The organism is Kosakonia sp. SMBL-WEM22 (assembly GCF_014490785.1).
Taxonomy (GTDB): domain Bacteria; phylum Pseudomonadota; class Gammaproteobacteria; order Enterobacterales; family Enterobacteriaceae; genus Kosakonia.
Genome location: NZ_CP051488.1, coordinates 2,313,139 through 2,326,379, shown reverse-complemented (window position 1 = coordinate 2,326,379; position 13,241 = coordinate 2,313,139). Strand labels below are relative to the sequence as shown.

General features: G+C 56.8%; 14 protein-coding genes. 7 read left to right on the top strand and 7 right to left on the bottom strand.

The annotated features are described in order from the left end of the window. Nucleotides 1-146: 146 nt before the first annotated feature. Nucleotides 147-614, bottom strand: a complete 468-nt coding sequence (locus tag HF650_RS11090; RefSeq protein WP_187802407.1) for a GNAT family N-acetyltransferase — start codon at nt 612-614, stop codon at nt 147-149. Between the two features lie 149 nt (nt 615-763). Between HF650_RS11090 and HF650_RS11085 the strand changes: the two genes are divergently transcribed. Then, nucleotides 764-1,708 (top strand): L-lactate dehydrogenase, encoded by a 945-nt coding sequence (locus HF650_RS11085; protein ID WP_187802406.1) that lies wholly within the window; start codon nt 764-766, stop codon nt 1,706-1,708. Between the two features lie 40 nt (nt 1,709-1,748). On the opposite strand, the gene HF650_RS11080 is transcribed toward HF650_RS11085, so the two are convergent. Continuing rightward, nucleotides 1,749-2,540, bottom strand: a complete 792-nt coding sequence (locus HF650_RS11080; protein ID WP_187802405.1) for a PhzF family phenazine biosynthesis protein — start codon at nt 2,538-2,540, stop codon at nt 1,749-1,751. Nucleotides 2,541-2,710: 170 nt separating this feature from the next. Here HF650_RS11080 and HF650_RS11075 point away from each other — a divergent pair, with 170 nt between their 5' ends. Then, nucleotides 2,711-3,907, top strand: coding sequence for a sugar transporter (locus tag HF650_RS11075; RefSeq protein ID WP_187802404.1), 1,197 nt, complete (start codon nt 2,711-2,713; stop codon nt 3,905-3,907). A 530-nt stretch (nt 3,908-4,437) separates the two neighbouring features. Here the strand turns inward: HF650_RS11075 and HF650_RS11070 are convergent. After that, nucleotides 4,438-5,592 (bottom strand): alpha/beta fold hydrolase, encoded by a 1,155-nt coding sequence (locus tag HF650_RS11070; RefSeq protein ID WP_187802403.1) that lies wholly within the window; start codon nt 5,590-5,592, stop codon nt 4,438-4,440. Continuing rightward, on the bottom strand, nt 5,592-6,266 hold the full coding sequence (locus tag HF650_RS11065) for a MarC family NAAT transporter (RefSeq protein ID WP_042715624.1): 675 nt from the start codon (nt 6,264-6,266) through the stop codon (nt 5,592-5,594). Before HF650_RS11065 ends, HF650_RS11070 begins: the two co-directional genes overlap by 1 nt. A 242-nt stretch (nt 6,267-6,508) precedes the next feature. Here HF650_RS11065 and marR point away from each other — a divergent pair, with 242 nt between their 5' ends. The 3 genes from marR to marB are packed head-to-tail and all read left to right on the top strand — an operon-like array spanning nt 6,509 to nt 7,595. Next, on the top strand, nt 6,509-6,943 hold the full coding sequence (marR, locus tag HF650_RS11060; RefSeq protein ID WP_187802402.1) for a multiple antibiotic resistance transcriptional regulator MarR: 435 nt from the start codon (nt 6,509-6,511) through the stop codon (nt 6,941-6,943). 18 nt (nt 6,944-6,961) lie between these two features. Further along, nucleotides 6,962-7,342, top strand: a complete 381-nt coding sequence (gene marA, locus HF650_RS11055; RefSeq protein ID WP_023478575.1) for an MDR efflux pump AcrAB transcriptional activator MarA — start codon at nt 6,962-6,964, stop codon at nt 7,340-7,342. A gap of 37 nt (nt 7,343-7,379) precedes the next feature. Further along, complete coding sequence (gene marB / locus HF650_RS11050) at nt 7,380-7,595, top strand: multiple antibiotic resistance protein MarB (RefSeq protein WP_187802401.1); 216 nt, start codon at nt 7,380-7,382, stop codon at nt 7,593-7,595. Between the two features lie 36 nt (nt 7,596-7,631). Here the strand turns inward: marB and eamA are convergent, their stop codons facing one another. Then, entirely contained in the window at nt 7,632-8,528 is an 897-nt protein-coding gene (gene eamA, locus HF650_RS11045) for an O-acetylserine/cysteine exporter (protein WP_187802400.1), read from the bottom strand. A gap of 189 nt (nt 8,529-8,717) precedes the next feature. Between eamA and ydeE the strand changes: the two genes are divergently transcribed. After that, nucleotides 8,718-9,905, top strand: coding sequence for an efflux MFS transporter YdeE (ydeE, locus tag HF650_RS11040; protein WP_187802399.1), 1,188 nt, complete (start codon nt 8,718-8,720; stop codon nt 9,903-9,905). 528 nt (nt 9,906-10,433) lie between these two features. On the opposite strand, the gene HF650_RS11035 is transcribed toward ydeE, so the two are convergent. Both HF650_RS11035 and HF650_RS11030 read right to left on the bottom strand, forming a co-directional pair. Next, nucleotides 10,434-11,537, bottom strand: coding sequence for a cobalamin-independent methionine synthase II family protein (locus HF650_RS11035; RefSeq protein WP_187802398.1), 1,104 nt, complete (start codon nt 11,535-11,537; stop codon nt 10,434-10,436). A gap of 187 nt (nt 11,538-11,724) precedes the next feature. Continuing rightward, nucleotides 11,725-12,135, bottom strand: a complete 411-nt coding sequence (locus HF650_RS11030) for a rhodanese-like domain-containing protein (protein WP_187802397.1) — start codon at nt 12,133-12,135, stop codon at nt 11,725-11,727. A gap of 88 nt (nt 12,136-12,223) precedes the next feature. On the opposite strand from HF650_RS11030, the gene ftrA reads away from it, so the two are divergent. Further along, the gene (ftrA, locus tag HF650_RS11025) at nt 12,224-13,207 is read left to right on the top strand and encodes a transcriptional regulator FtrA (RefSeq protein WP_187802396.1); all 984 of its coding nucleotides are present in this window, start codon (nt 12,224-12,226) and stop codon (nt 13,205-13,207) included. The last annotated feature ends 34 nt before the right edge of the window (nt 13,208-13,241 follow it).

The following is a 13,241-nucleotide window of genomic DNA, read 5'->3' as shown; positions in this document are numbered from 1 at the left end:
ATGGCGGCTACGCCTTATCCGGCCTACAGGAAAGATGCGGCTGAAACCGCGTAGGCCTGATAAGCGTAGCGCCATCAGGCATTGTCTCCCCGACACCTATTGCCGGATGGCGGCTGCGCCTTATCCGGCCTACGCTCGCAGTGCCATCAGGCACTTTTCCGATGCAATGGCTTTGCCATAAACACGCTTAACGGGTCGGGCTCATAGGGCGCGAAAGCGTCGCAGATCTGGTATCCACAGCGCTGGTAGAGTTTTACCGCCGCGTGCTGCTTGATGCCCGTCTCAAGTCGCAGCGTATGACACCCCTTCTCGCTCGCGGCCTGCTCTAGCGTGGCAATCAACAGCTCGCCCAGTTTCTTCCCGCGGTGCGTCGGGTCGATAAACACCCGCTTCATCTCTGCGTTGCCATCCTGATTAAGCAACACCGCGCCACAACCCACGGCATCCTGTTGATACACAATTTTATGCAGGATCACTCTCTCTGCGGGGAAGGAAGCCAGGTCAACCAGATGGTTGCTCTCTGCCGGGTAGAGCGCGGTCTGGTAACAGTCGAGGGCGGCGATAAGGGCCACCACCTCCGGCTGTGCGGCGGTGGCATCGACAATACGGTACATAGCAGCTCCTTGTGGTTATTGCATTGTTAAATTAGCGAAAATAGCGCCGCTTAACTCATATGAATAACCTATAGATCCGTGACAATATTGCGCAGCGGCAATAACAGGCTGTACCTTACGTAAGAGATTATTCTGACAAGGGAATCGCCATGAATACAAAAGCCCGCAAGGTGATGATTATCGGCACCGGGAATGTCGGTGCGTCTGCCGCTTACGCTCTTTTAAACCAGAACATTTGTGAAGAGCTGATCCTGGTGGATGTTAACGAACAGCGCGTAGAGGGACACGCGCAGGATCTGGCGGATGCCGCCGCGTTTATGCCGGGGATGATGACTATCTCTACCCGTTCTATTGAGGCGTGCGCGGATGTCGATATCGCGGTCATCACCGTTTCCGGCGGCGCGCTGAAGCCCGGACAGACACGGCTTGACGAGCTTGCCAACACCGCGCGCATCGTTAAAAACATTGTGCCCACCATGATGGCAAACGGCTTTAACGGCATTTTTCTGGTGGCGACCAACCCTTGCGACATTATTACATGGCAGGTGTGGTCTCTCTCCGGCCTGCCGCGCAACCAGGTGATCGGCACCGGCGTCTGGCTTGACACGACTCGTCTTCGCCGTCTGCTGGCGCAGGCACTCGATATCGGCGCGCAGAGCATTGACGCGTTCATTATGGGCGAACATGGCGACACGCAATTTCCGGTATGGTCACACTCGTCTATCTACGGCTCGCCCATTGCCGATGTTTATCAGCAAAAAACCGGCCAGCCGCTGGATGCGGATGCGCTGGCGGATCGCGTGCGTCGCCACGGTTTTGAGATCTTTGCCCGCAAAGGCTGCACTGAATATGGAATTGCCGGTACGATTGCCGAGATTTGCCGCAACATCTTTACCGGTAGCCACCGCGCGCTGGCGATCTCCTGCATTCTTGACGGCGAATATGGCGCGCACAACGTAGCAATTGGCGTGCCGGCGGTGCTGACGCACAGCGGCGTGGAGCAGATTATCGAACTGCACTTAACCGAGGACGAAGTCGCCAAGTTCAACCACTCCGTTGAGGTGATCAAAGCCAATATCGCGCGCTTGCCGTAATAAGCGTACTGCGGGGGCGCTGCCGCCCCCGGAAATCCTGTTAACGCAAATAGACTTTGCCGATGGAATAGAGCGTTGCCTGGCCGCCAATCAACACCCGCTCGCCCCGCCACTCACAGCGCAGATCGCCGCCGCGCGCCGAGACCTGGCGCGCCTGCATCACCGTTTTACCAAGCTTCTCACCCCAGTATGGGATCAGCATGCTGTGTGCCGAACCGGTAACCGGATCTTCGGCTACCGACTCGCCCGGGCAGAAGAAGCGGCTGACAAAGTCATACTCTTCTCCCGGCGCCGTGACGCAGACCATTTTCCCCAGCGGTTTCATGGCGTCGATATCGGGCTGTAAGGCCTCGACCTGCGCCCGGCTCTCCAGCACCACCATATAATCACGCCCTGCATAGACCGCCTGCGCCTGCGCAATGCCGAGGGTTTCCAGCAACAACGGTGGCGGGTTTTCAACAGGCTGGGCTTTCCACGCCGGAAAGTTGAGGGTAAGCCAGTCGCCGTTGCGGGTAACGGTTAACTCGCCAACAAAACGGGTGCTGAAGCGGATCTCGGTCTCGGGGTAATCGAGGTATTCGAAGATAACGTGAGCGGCGGCCAGCGTTGCGTGGCCACAAAGGTTGATCTCATCCTGGATGGTGAACCAGCGCAGCTCGAAGCCGCTGTCATTGCGCACGAAAAAGGCGGTTTCCGACTGGTTATGCTGCTGCGCCATTTTCAGTAACAGCGCGTCCGGCAGCCACTCGGTAAGCGGACAGACTGCGGCGGCGTTACCGCCGAAGGTGCGATCGCTGAAGGCGTCGATCAGATAAAAGTCAATTGTCTGCATTGTTTTTCCTCATCTTTTCTTCTGTTCTGACGGCAAACCGCCAGCGGCGCAATGGCTATTTTTTTGCTGAATGAAAAATGAGATCTACATCACAAAAAGTTTGTCTTTCCGCCAGCAAAAGCATTAAGATCTTCGCCTCTTCTTCTCTCCAACCAACCCAAAGCACTCTTATGATGACGAATACTGTTTCACGTAAAGTCGCGTGGCTACGGGTGGTTACGCTTGCCGTTGCCGCTTTTATTTTCAACACCACCGAGTTTGTGCCAGTGGGGTTGCTCTCTGATATCGCCCAGAGCTTTGATATGGAGACCGCGCAAGTCGGGATCATGCTGACCATCTATGCCTGGGTGGTGGCGCTGATGTCGCTGCCTTTTATGCTGCTAACCAGCCACATTGAGCGGCGGAAATTGCTGATCGGGCTGTTTGTGCTGTTTATCGCCAGCCACGTCCTCTCCTTCCTGGCGTGGAATTTTGAGGTGCTGGTGATTAGCCGTATCGGCATTGCATTCGCCCATGCCATCTTCTGGTCGATTACTGCCTCACTGGCAATCCGCCTGGCTCCGGCGGGCAAACGCGCGCAGGCGCTAAGCCTGCTGGCCACCGGTACCGCGCTGGCGATGGTGCTCGGCTTGCCGATTGGCCGCATCGTCGGGCAGTACTTTGGCTGGCGCACCACTTTCTTTGTGATTGGCATGGGCGCGCTGGTCACTCTGGTTTGCCTGGTAAAGCTGTTGCCGACGCTGAAAAGCGAGCACTCCGGCTCGCTGAAAAGCCTGCCGCTGCTGTTTCGTCGCCCGGCGCTGGTCAGCATCTACGTGCTGACGGCGGTGGTGGTCACCGCCCATTATACCGCTTACAGCTATATTGAGCCGTTTGTGCAGAATGTGGCGGGCTTTAGCGCCAATTTCGCGACTATCCTGTTGCTGCTGCTTGGCGGTGCGGGGATTATTGGCAGCGTGCTGTTTGGCAAGCTTGGCAACCGTCACGCCTCCGGGCTGGTGTGCAGCGCTATCGGGCTGCTGGTGATTTCGCTGGTGATGCTGCTGCCCGCCGCCGGGAGTGAAAGCTATCTCGCCGTCCTGAGCCTGTTCTGGGGCGTGGCGATTATGATTATCGGCCTCGGTATGCAGGTGAAAGTGCTGGCGCTGGCACCGGATGCGACCGATGTCGCGATGGCGCTCTTCTCCGGGATTTTTAATATCGGCATTGGCGCAGGCGCGCTGGTGGGCAATCAGGTGAGCCTGCACTGGTCAATGAACATCATCGGTTATGCCGGTGCTGTCCCGGCGATTGCCGCGCTGGTGTGGGCAGTGGTGATTTTCCGCCGCTGGCCAGTACAGCTCGAGGAGCAGAGCGAGCCAGTGTGACCGTTCTGAAACCGCGTAGGCCGGATAAGCGTGTAACGCGCCATCCGGCATATTGCGCGACAATCATGCCACATGGGTGGAATGATTCCGTTCACCAGGCGCTGGGGAGTGTCATTAACCGCTTCTGCGGTGAACGGGATAAGGGAAGCGGCCGCGCTCCCCTTATCAATCCCCGCGGCCCCGCAAGGAAATCGGTGCTGCGCACTGCGCTCACCTCCCGCGTGCCTGACTGCGGCCGGCTCGACTCGGCTTGCTCGCCCCTACGGGACTCGCTCCATGCCTCGGTTCGCCTCTGTCCGCCATCCATGGCGTCCAGACCTTGTCATTCCCGCTTCGGTTCGCCGATTTCAGCGGGGACACAACCCCTCGCTGCCATATCGCAGATAAAAGCCATACTGGTGTCGCTGTAGGCTCGATTTTGTAGGCCGGATAAGGCGCAGCCGCCATCTGGCAAAGGTGCCGCGGCGATAATGCCGGATGGCGCATACGCTTATCCAGCCTACTCGGTTTCAGCGGCTACTGTGAAGCCATCAGGGCGCTGCTGTGATAACGTCGTGCATCACCGTGTTTTGCCATGCAAACCACGGGTTCCATGTCAGGCGGGCGTGAATTTTTCCCGGTGTCACTAACCCCCAGTCGGAATACCACACCTCTTCGCCTTTCAGGCAGCGCCTTGCCGCCTCTTCCGACTGCCCGTTGCCGCAGAGCATGATGCTGCCTTTCCGACCATAGAACGGGTTGTCCGGTGAAAAGAGCACCGACATATGGGAGAACTGGCTGATGCGCTCCTGGGGCAGAATATCCGTTTTCACACGCAGACGTGACATTGTCACCGCTTCCGGCGGCGGTGTGCCGTACCAGATCGCCCGGCTGGCGGGGTGGGTAAAGGCATGATCGAACCGATCGAGGATCCAGCGCGTATCGAGCACCGAATCATGCTCCGTTAACACCAGCAGCGTCGGTTTATCGAAGGACTTCTCTGCCAGCAACCGCTGCGCACTGGCGCTGGTCCGCCAGAACTGGGCAAAACCGTTGGTCGGCACGCGAAGATAGCGAGTGGCGATCTGCTGGGGGAAAAGTGTTCCCGGCGGGCGCAGCCAGTCGCGAAAAAGCGCCAGCGTTGGGGCCAGAAAAGCGTAGCGGGTGCCCGGCCTGAAGGCCGGCGAGAAGAGCAGCAGCCCCTGCACGTTGTCATGAGTCATGGCATACTCCAGCGCCAGGTTGCCGCCGGTAGAGAAGCCGCCGAGCCAGAGCGAGTCGACCTCTTTCGCCAATATCGCCGCCTGCTCACTCACCACCTGCCGCCACTGCTCAACGCTGGCGCCAATCAGATCGGCGGGACGCGTGCCGTGGCCGTCCAGCAGCACGGTGCGCACCAGAAATCCTTCGCGGGCAAGCTGGGGGCCGATATCGATAAACGATGCCGGCCCGTCGCCGAGACCGTGGATCAACAAAATCCCCTTGCGCGCTTTCTGCGCAGGACGCCACTCCTGCGGCGTATTGAGCCGCAATTCGGCGGGTTTATCCAGCGTCTGAAAAGCGCGGTGGGCGGTGACATAATCGCGCGTCTGCTGTTGATACCCGGCAAAACTGTGCTGCCCGAGCGGCGCAGGTTCGCGCTGTTGCTGTTGGCAGCCAACGAGCAGCAGACAGCAGCAGAGAATGAAGCAGGAGAGCTTGCGCATCAGGCGCCTGCCGGATAGGTAGAGATAATCTCCAGCACGCCATTAATGATGAACTGCACGCCCATGCAGACCAGCAGGAAGCCCATCAGGCGCGAGATGGCTTCAATTCCGCCCTTGCCCACCAGCCGCATAATCGCGCCGGAGCTGCGCAGGCTGACCCATAAAATCAGCGCCACGGCAGCAAAAACCAGCGGCGGCGCAACGGCGATCACCCAGGCGGGAAAATCAGCCCCATGCCGCACGGTTGAGGCCGAGCTAATGATCATCGCAATGGTGCCTGGCCCGGCAGTGCTTGGCATCGCCAGCGGGACAAAGGCAATGTTGGTCTCCGGCTCATCTGCCAGCTCCGCCGTTTTGGCTTTCGTTTCCGGCGATTCATGACTTTTCGCCGGTGGAAAGAGCATACGAAAGCCAATAAACGCTACGATCAGCCCGCCGGCAATGCGCAGACCTGGGATCGAGATACCAAAGGTGTTCATCACCACCTGGCCTGCGTACCAGGCGACCATCATGATGATAAAGACATAGAGCGAAGCCATGCGCGCCTGCTGATTACGCTGGACGCTGTTCATGTTCCCCGCCAGACCTAAAAACAGCGCGACGGTGGTCAGCGGATTAGCCAGCGGCAGGAGCACCACCAGCCCGAGACCGATAACTTTGATCAATTCCATCATGGTACGTTTCACCTCTCCCCGGTTAACAACCTCGCCAGTATAGCCGCAACGCGGCGGCAAAAGCGCCTTTGCTTATGCTGGTAATGGGTAAAAGTTACGTAAATTCAAGCAGATGAAATTACAAATATTCTTAGGCGTGAAAAGTTTTAGCAATTAGTGGCATCCGATACCCATTTGGTTGACTTATATTTGCCTGAGCAATAATATCTGCCGTGATTAAACTACTTGCCGGGGCAACCATTGTGAAAAGCACGAATGATCTATTCAACGACATCATTCCTTTAGGCCGCTTGATCCACATGGTTAACCAAAAAAAAGATCGTTTACTCAACGACTATCTTTCGCCGCTGGATATCACCGCCGCCCAGTTTAAGGTGCTCTGCTCTGTCCGCTGTGAAGGGTGTATTACCCCGGTTGAGTTGAAAAAGGTTCTCTCCGTCGATCTTGGCGCACTGACCCGCATGATGGACAGGCTGGTGTGCAAGGGGTGGATTGAACGCAGCCCGAATCCTAATGACAAGCGCGGCGTGCTGGTGCGATTAACACCTGAAGGCGCGACGCTCTGTGAGCAATGTCATCAATTAGTGGGTCAAGACCTGCACCAGGAATTAACAAAAAACTTAACCGCAGAAGAAGTGGCAACACTTGAGCATTTGCTTAAGAAAATCTTGCCGTAAAAACAAAGAGGTATGACGATGTCCAGACGCAACACTGACGCTATTACCATTCATAGCATTTTGGACTGGATCGAGGATAACCTGGAATCGCCGCTCTCCCTGGAAAAGGTGTCAGAGCGTTCGGGTTACTCTAAGTGGCACCTGCAACGGATGTTTAAAAAAGAGACTGGTCATTCACTGGGACAATACATTCGCAGCCGCAAGCTGACGGAAATTGCGCAGAAGCTCAAGGGAAGCAATGAGCCGATCCTGTATCTGGCGGAGCGTTACGGGTTTGAATCGCAACAAACCCTGACCCGCACGTTCAAAAACTATTTTGACGTGCCGCCGCATAAGTTCCGTGTCACGGATATGCCTGCAGAGTCTCGCTATCTCTATCCGTTAAATCACGCTTGTTAAACTAATCGCCTGTAATTAAAGACGTATCGAGGAAAGTATGAAACGTATTACCTGTGCCGCAGCGGCATTAATGGTGCTGCTGAGTGGCCAGAGTTATGCGGAGCAGTTTGATCACCGCGCCGGGCAAAACGCTCGCGATGCGATGGTCATACCCGCCGCCCAACAAACATCGCCGTATGACTTCAACCATATGGGGGCGGGAAGCGACAAATCTGACGAGTTAGGCGTAGCGTATTACCATCAACGCAGCTAACCGCTTGCCCCGCTCCGTGCGGGGCTTTTTTTATCTTCAGTTTGCCTGTGCCGCCCGGCGCAGACGAAAACCAAACACATTAATATAGAGCCCTGCCATCACCAGCACGGCCCCGGCCAGCTGCATCACAGATAATTTCTCATCCAGCAGTAGCGCAGCACTCGCCATGCCGACTACCGGCACCAGCAGGGATAACGGCGCGACGCGCCAGGTTTCATACCGCCCCAGCAGCGTACCCCAAATTCCATAACCGAGAATGGTGGCGATAAACGCCAGATAGACCAGCGACAGCAGCGTTGTGATGTCGATCGTCACGACGCTTTTCAGCATCAGTGCCGGGCCGTCAAAGATCAGCGAACAGACCATAAACGGCACAATCGGAATCAGCGCGCTCCACACTACCAGCGACATCACCGCCGGGCGCGAGCTGTGCTGCATGATTTTTTTATTGAAGATATTGCCGCAGGCCCAGCTAAAGGCCCCCGCCAGCGTGAGCATGAAACCGAGCAGCGGAATATGTTGCCCGGTGAGACTTGCTTCAATCAGCACCAGCACGCCGACCACCGCCAGCGCAATGCCGATCAGCTGTTTGACTTGCAACCGCTCGCCAAAGATCCCCGCCCCAAGAATGATGGTGAAGAAGGCCTGTGCTTGCAGCACCAGCGAGGCTAATCCTGCGGGCATACCGAACTTGATAGCGCAGAAGAGAAACGCAAATTGCCCGAAGCTGATGGTCAGGCCATAGCCGAGCAGCAGGCGCATCGGCACTTTTGGTCGGGCGACAAACAGCAGCGCCGGGAAAGCGACCAGCAGAAAGCGTAACCCCGCGAGCATCAGCGGCGGCATGGCGTGCAGGCCCACTTTGATCACTACAAAATTGAGTCCCCAGGCCACGACTACCAGCATCGCCAGTAGCACATCCTTACGCGCCATTTGCGCCCCTTTTTGTTTACAAATTTGTTAAAAATTTACGTTAACTGAAAAAATAGTCCAGTAATAGATCATTAAATTCGGTAGGTCGTTTTTGGCACCTACAGACAAATTGGCGGTTGTGCGCCGCAGTTTCGGCGTGTTATTGCTGTTGGCATCACAAAAACGAAAATAATCATGCCGGGTAAGAAAATGACCTCGACACAAACACGCTCCACCGCCGCACTCCTGATTTCGTCACTTTTATTAACGATTGGTCGCGGCGCTACGCTGCCTTTTATGACGATCTACCTCAATCGCCAGTACGGTATGGCGGTGGATCAGGTCGGTTATGCAATGACTATTGCTCTGACCGTGGGGGTGCTCTTCAGCCTTGGCTTTGGCATGCTGGCGGATAAGTTCGATAAAAAACGCTACATGTTGCTGGCTATTGTTGCCTTTATCGGCGGATTTGCCGCCATTCCGCTCTCCCATCATGCGGGTTTGGTAGTGCTCTTTTTCTCTCTGATTAACTGCGCCTATTCGGTCTTTTCAACGGTATTAAAGGCCTATTTCGCCGATACGCTGCTACCTGCAACGAAAGCGAAAATTTTCTCGCTCAACTACACCTTCCTTAATATTGGCTGGACTGTTGGGCCGCCGCTCGGCACGCTGTTGGTGATGCAGAGCATTAATCTGCCCTTCTGGCTGGCGGTCTTCTGCGCCGCCTTTCCGCTGGTCTTTATTCAGCTCTATGTTCAGCGCATTGCCGTCGGAGAAGGTCACGATCCCGCTGCGGCCTGGTCTCCGTCGGTGCTGCTGAGGGATAAAGCGCTGGGCTGGTTTACCCTCTCCAACTTTCTCGCCTCGTTCGTTGCCGGCTCTTTTGCCTCCTGCCTGTCGCAGTATGTGATGGTGGTCGCCAGCAGTGAGTTCGCCGAGCGCGTGGTGGCGGTGGTGCTGCCGGTGAATGCGGCGATAGTGGTCAGCTTGCAGTATGCCGTGGGGCGAAAACTCACGCCGGGCAACCTGCGACCGTTGATGGGGATTGGCACCCTCAGTTTTGTTATCGGCCTCGCGGGCTTTATGATTTCTGGCGACAATTTATGGCTGTGGGGACTCTCCGCCGCGGTGTTTACCCTCGGCGAAGTGATCTATGCGCCGGGCGAGTACCTGTTGATTGATAACATTGCGCCGCCGGGCATGAAAGCGACCTACTTCTCGGCGCAGGCGCTCGGCTGGCTGGGCGCGGCGATGAACCCGCTGTTAACCGGCGTGATCCTGACCACGCTGCCCTCCTGGTCGCTGTTTGTCATCCTGATGGTCACCATAGTCATCGCCTGGCTGATGATGCTCAAAGGGATGCGCGTCCGGCCATGGGGCGTATTGCAGACGCAATAAGTAGATGCTCGTCATTTCGGATCACAACTGCGTCTTATTCGGCCTACGGTAACGAAGCTGCTGAAACGGCGTAGGCCGGATAAGCGCCAGCGCCATCCGGCAATGGGGTTGGCATTTGTGGAATGATTCCGTTCACCAGGCGCTGGGGAGTGTCATTAACCGCTTCTGCGGTGAACGGGATAAGGGAAGCGGCCGCGCTCCCCTTATCGATCCCCGCGGCCCCGCAAGGAAATCGGTGCTGCGCACTGCGCTCACCTCCCGCGTGCCTGACGGCGGCCGGCTCGACTCGACTTACTCGTTCCATTCTGGAACGAGTCCCTGTCTCGGTTCGCCTCTGTCCGCCATCCATGGCGTCCAGACCTTGTCATTCCCGCTTCGGTTCGCCGATTTCAGCGGGGACACAACCCCATCGCTGCAAGACCTGAAGAAAAAAATATTGGTATCGCTGTAGGCACGTTTTTGTAGGCCGGATAAGGCGTAGCCGCCATCCGGCAATTGTGCCGCGAAAACAAAGCCGGATGGCGTCTGTTACCACACCTGCTCAGCGATACGGGTTACCAACCGCACTTTTTCCCACTGCTGCTCCGGCGTCAGGGAGTTGCCCTCTTCCGTTGAGGCAAAACCGCACTGCGGGCTGAGGCAGATCTGGCTGATATCGACATACTTCGCCGCTTCCTCAAGACGCGCTTTTATCCCTTCCGGATTTTCCAGCTCGCCATTTTTAGTGGTGATCAGGCCCAGCACCACTTGCTGTTTGCCCGGGCGCACAAAGCGCAGCGGCGCAAAGTCACCGGAGCGGTCATTGTCATACTCAAGGAAGAAGGCATCAACATTGACGCCGCCGAACAGCACCTCTGCTACCGGCTCGTAACCCCCTTCGGAGATCCAGGTCGAGCGGAAATTGCCGCGACAGACATGCAAACCAATGGTTAAGTCTTCCGGTTTGCCCTCCAGCGCCTTGTTCAGTACCCGAGCGTAAATACGCGCCAGCTCTTCCGGATCGTCACCGCGCGCCACAATCTGCTTGCGCTGCTCGTCAGAGCAGAGATAGGCCCAGACGGTATCGTCCAGTTGCAGGTAACGGCAACCCGCCTCATAAAAGGCGCGGATGGCATCGCGCCAGGTGGTGGCGAGATCGTCAAAATAGGCATCCAGCTCGGGGTAGACGGTGGCATCGATCACTTTACGGCCGCCGCGGAAGTGGAGCACGCTCGGGCTGGGAATAGTCATTTTCGGCTGCGCATCGCCGCTGATGCTCTTCAGATAGCGAAAATCTTCCAGCATCGGGTGGTCTTTGAAGCTCACTTTACCCGTCACGCGTACGCCGTGCGCTTTAGTCTGTACGCCGTTGAACTGGATCCCCTGCTCGGCTTCGAAAAGCTCGACGCCCTCCAGCCCGGCAAAGAAATCAAAATGCCACCAGGCGCGACGAAACTCGCCATCGGTTACCACATGCAGACCACAGGCGCACTGCTGCTCTACGACATGACGAATCTCTTCATTCTCAATATCACGCAGTCGATCGGCGCTGATTTCACCCTGCGCAAACTGCTGGCGCGCCTGTTTAATGGCGTCGGGACGTAAAAAGCTGCCGACTACGTCTGCGCGGAACGGGGCCTGATGTCGCTGCATAATTCTCTCCTTATGCGCCGTAGCAGATGGTTGCCCGGCGTGATAATTCATCATTTGAATATTTAGACTTCTGGATGGCTAAATGTCCAAACAAAATGTCACACCGGGCCAGCGGCGGCAAACGAGAAAATTTCACGTCCCATGAAAAAGATTCATGTTCAGTGCAGAAAAGTGAAAAAATCCCAGGTTATGCAGCATGCCCTATCCCGCTGGCGAAGCTGAACCCCTCATCTTGCCAACCGGTAATGCCGCCAATCATAATCTTGACCGCCAGCCCGAGGCGCGCAAGCTTCAGTGCGGCGAAATCAGCCCCGTTGCAGTGCGGACCAGCGCAGTAGACCACAAATAAGGTGCCGGCAGGCCATTCGGTCATGCGTTCAGCGGTTATAGTGCTGTGAGGCAGATGAATCGCGCCCGGTAGATGACGGCGCGCGAACGCATCCGGGCTGCCGACCACGTGCAGTAGAACAAAATCTTTTTCGTTATGGGTCAGGGCGTGGTGTACATCTGCACAATCCGTCTCGACACTTAAACGGTGCAGAAAGTGGCTTGCTGCTTCTTCCGGGGAGGCGGCGGGAATATCAGTTACATAGCTCATCGTCTTTTCTCCGTGGTTGTGTTAACACTAATCTAACCAAAACAGCGCGCCCTGAATGCGCCCTTCTCTGCCAGATAACACCAGGATAATGACAACTTTACGACACCCTGCTTCCCGCCATCGCGTAGTCGCCCTCGCCTATGACGGGCTCTGTACCTTTGAATTTGGCGTCGCCGTAGAAGTTTTCGGTCTGCCGCGCCCGGAGATGGGCGATAGCTGGTATAACTTTGCCGTTGCCGCCGTTGACGCAGGCGAATTGCGCGCCACCGGCGGTATACGCATTATGGCGGAAGGCGGTCTTGAGCTGCTTAATGAGGCGGACACGGTGGTTATTCCCGGCTGGCGTGGTGCCGATCAGCAGGTGCCAGCCGCCTTATGCCAGGCGTTACAGAAGGCCTGGCAGCGCGGCTGTCGGGTGATCTCGATCTGTTCCGGGGTGTTTGTGCTGGCGGCTGCGGGATTACTCAACGGGCGTAAAGCCACTACGCACTGGCGCTATACCGACCAGCTACGTGAGCACTATCCGGCCATCGTTGTGCTGGACGACGCCCTCTATTATGACGAGGGGAACGTGATGACCTCGGCGGGCAGCGCGGCAGGCATCGATCTCTGCCTGCACATAGTGCGCGAGGATTTTGGTATTGAAGCGGCTAACAACGTCGCCAGACGGCTGGTGGTGCAACCCCACCGCGATGGCACGCAGACGCAGCACCTGTCTCGTCCGGTGGCGCGTACGCGTGAAAGCCGACAGCTCGGCCTGCTGTTTGATTATCTGCATCAGCACCTGGCGGGCAATCATACGGTCGCCGCACTGGCGCAGCGCACCGGCATGAGCGAGCGCACTTTTCTTCGCCGCTTTCAGGAAGCCACCGGCACGACCCCCGCACGCTGGATCCTGCAGGAGCGGTTGCTGCGCGCACAGTCGCTGCTGACGCAAACGCGAATGAGCATTGAGCTTATCGCCCGCCATAGCGGGTTCGCGAACGCCGCTTCGTTGCGTCACCATTTTCAACAGCAGCATGCTCTGTCGCCCGCGGCTTATCGGAAAAAATTTACCGAAGCGGTAAATTAATTCACATTATTAAGCGTTCGTTGATATTTAGCAG

Excerpts from the sequence above, each read along its gene's own strand:
- HF650_RS11090 (WP_187802407.1), bottom strand. The coding sequence starts at position 614 with ATGTACCGTATTGTCGATGCCACCGCCGCACAGCCGGAGGTGGTGGCC.
- HF650_RS11085 (WP_187802406.1), top strand. The coding sequence starts at position 764 with ATGAATACAAAAGCCCGCAAGGTGATGATTATCGGCACCGGGAATGTC.
- HF650_RS11080 (WP_187802405.1), bottom strand. The coding sequence starts at position 2,540 with ATGCAGACAATTGACTTTTATCTGATCGACGCCTTCAGCGATCGCACC.
- HF650_RS11075 (WP_187802404.1), top strand. The coding sequence starts at position 2,711 with ATGATGACGAATACTGTTTCACGTAAAGTCGCGTGGCTACGGGTGGTT.
- HF650_RS11070 (WP_187802403.1), bottom strand. The coding sequence starts at position 5,592 with ATGCGCAAGCTCTCCTGCTTCATTCTCTGCTGCTGTCTGCTGCTCGTT.
- HF650_RS11065 (WP_042715624.1), bottom strand. The coding sequence starts at position 6,266 with ATGATGGAATTGATCAAAGTTATCGGTCTCGGGCTGGTGGTGCTCCTG.
- marA (WP_023478575.1), top strand. The coding sequence starts at position 6,962 with ATGTCCAGACGCAACACTGACGCTATTACCATTCATAGCATTTTGGAC.
- marB (WP_187802401.1), top strand. The coding sequence starts at position 7,380 with ATGAAACGTATTACCTGTGCCGCAGCGGCATTAATGGTGCTGCTGAGT.
- eamA (WP_187802400.1), bottom strand. The coding sequence starts at position 8,528 with ATGGCGCGTAAGGATGTGCTACTGGCGATGCTGGTAGTCGTGGCCTGG.
- ydeE (WP_187802399.1), top strand. The coding sequence starts at position 8,718 with ATGACCTCGACACAAACACGCTCCACCGCCGCACTCCTGATTTCGTCA.
- HF650_RS11035 (WP_187802398.1), bottom strand. The coding sequence starts at position 11,537 with ATGCAGCGACATCAGGCCCCGTTCCGCGCAGACGTAGTCGGCAGCTTT.
- HF650_RS11030 (WP_187802397.1), bottom strand. The coding sequence starts at position 12,135 with ATGAGCTATGTAACTGATATTCCCGCCGCCTCCCCGGAAGAAGCAGCA.
- ftrA (WP_187802396.1), top strand. The coding sequence starts at position 12,224 with ATGACAACTTTACGACACCCTGCTTCCCGCCATCGCGTAGTCGCCCTC.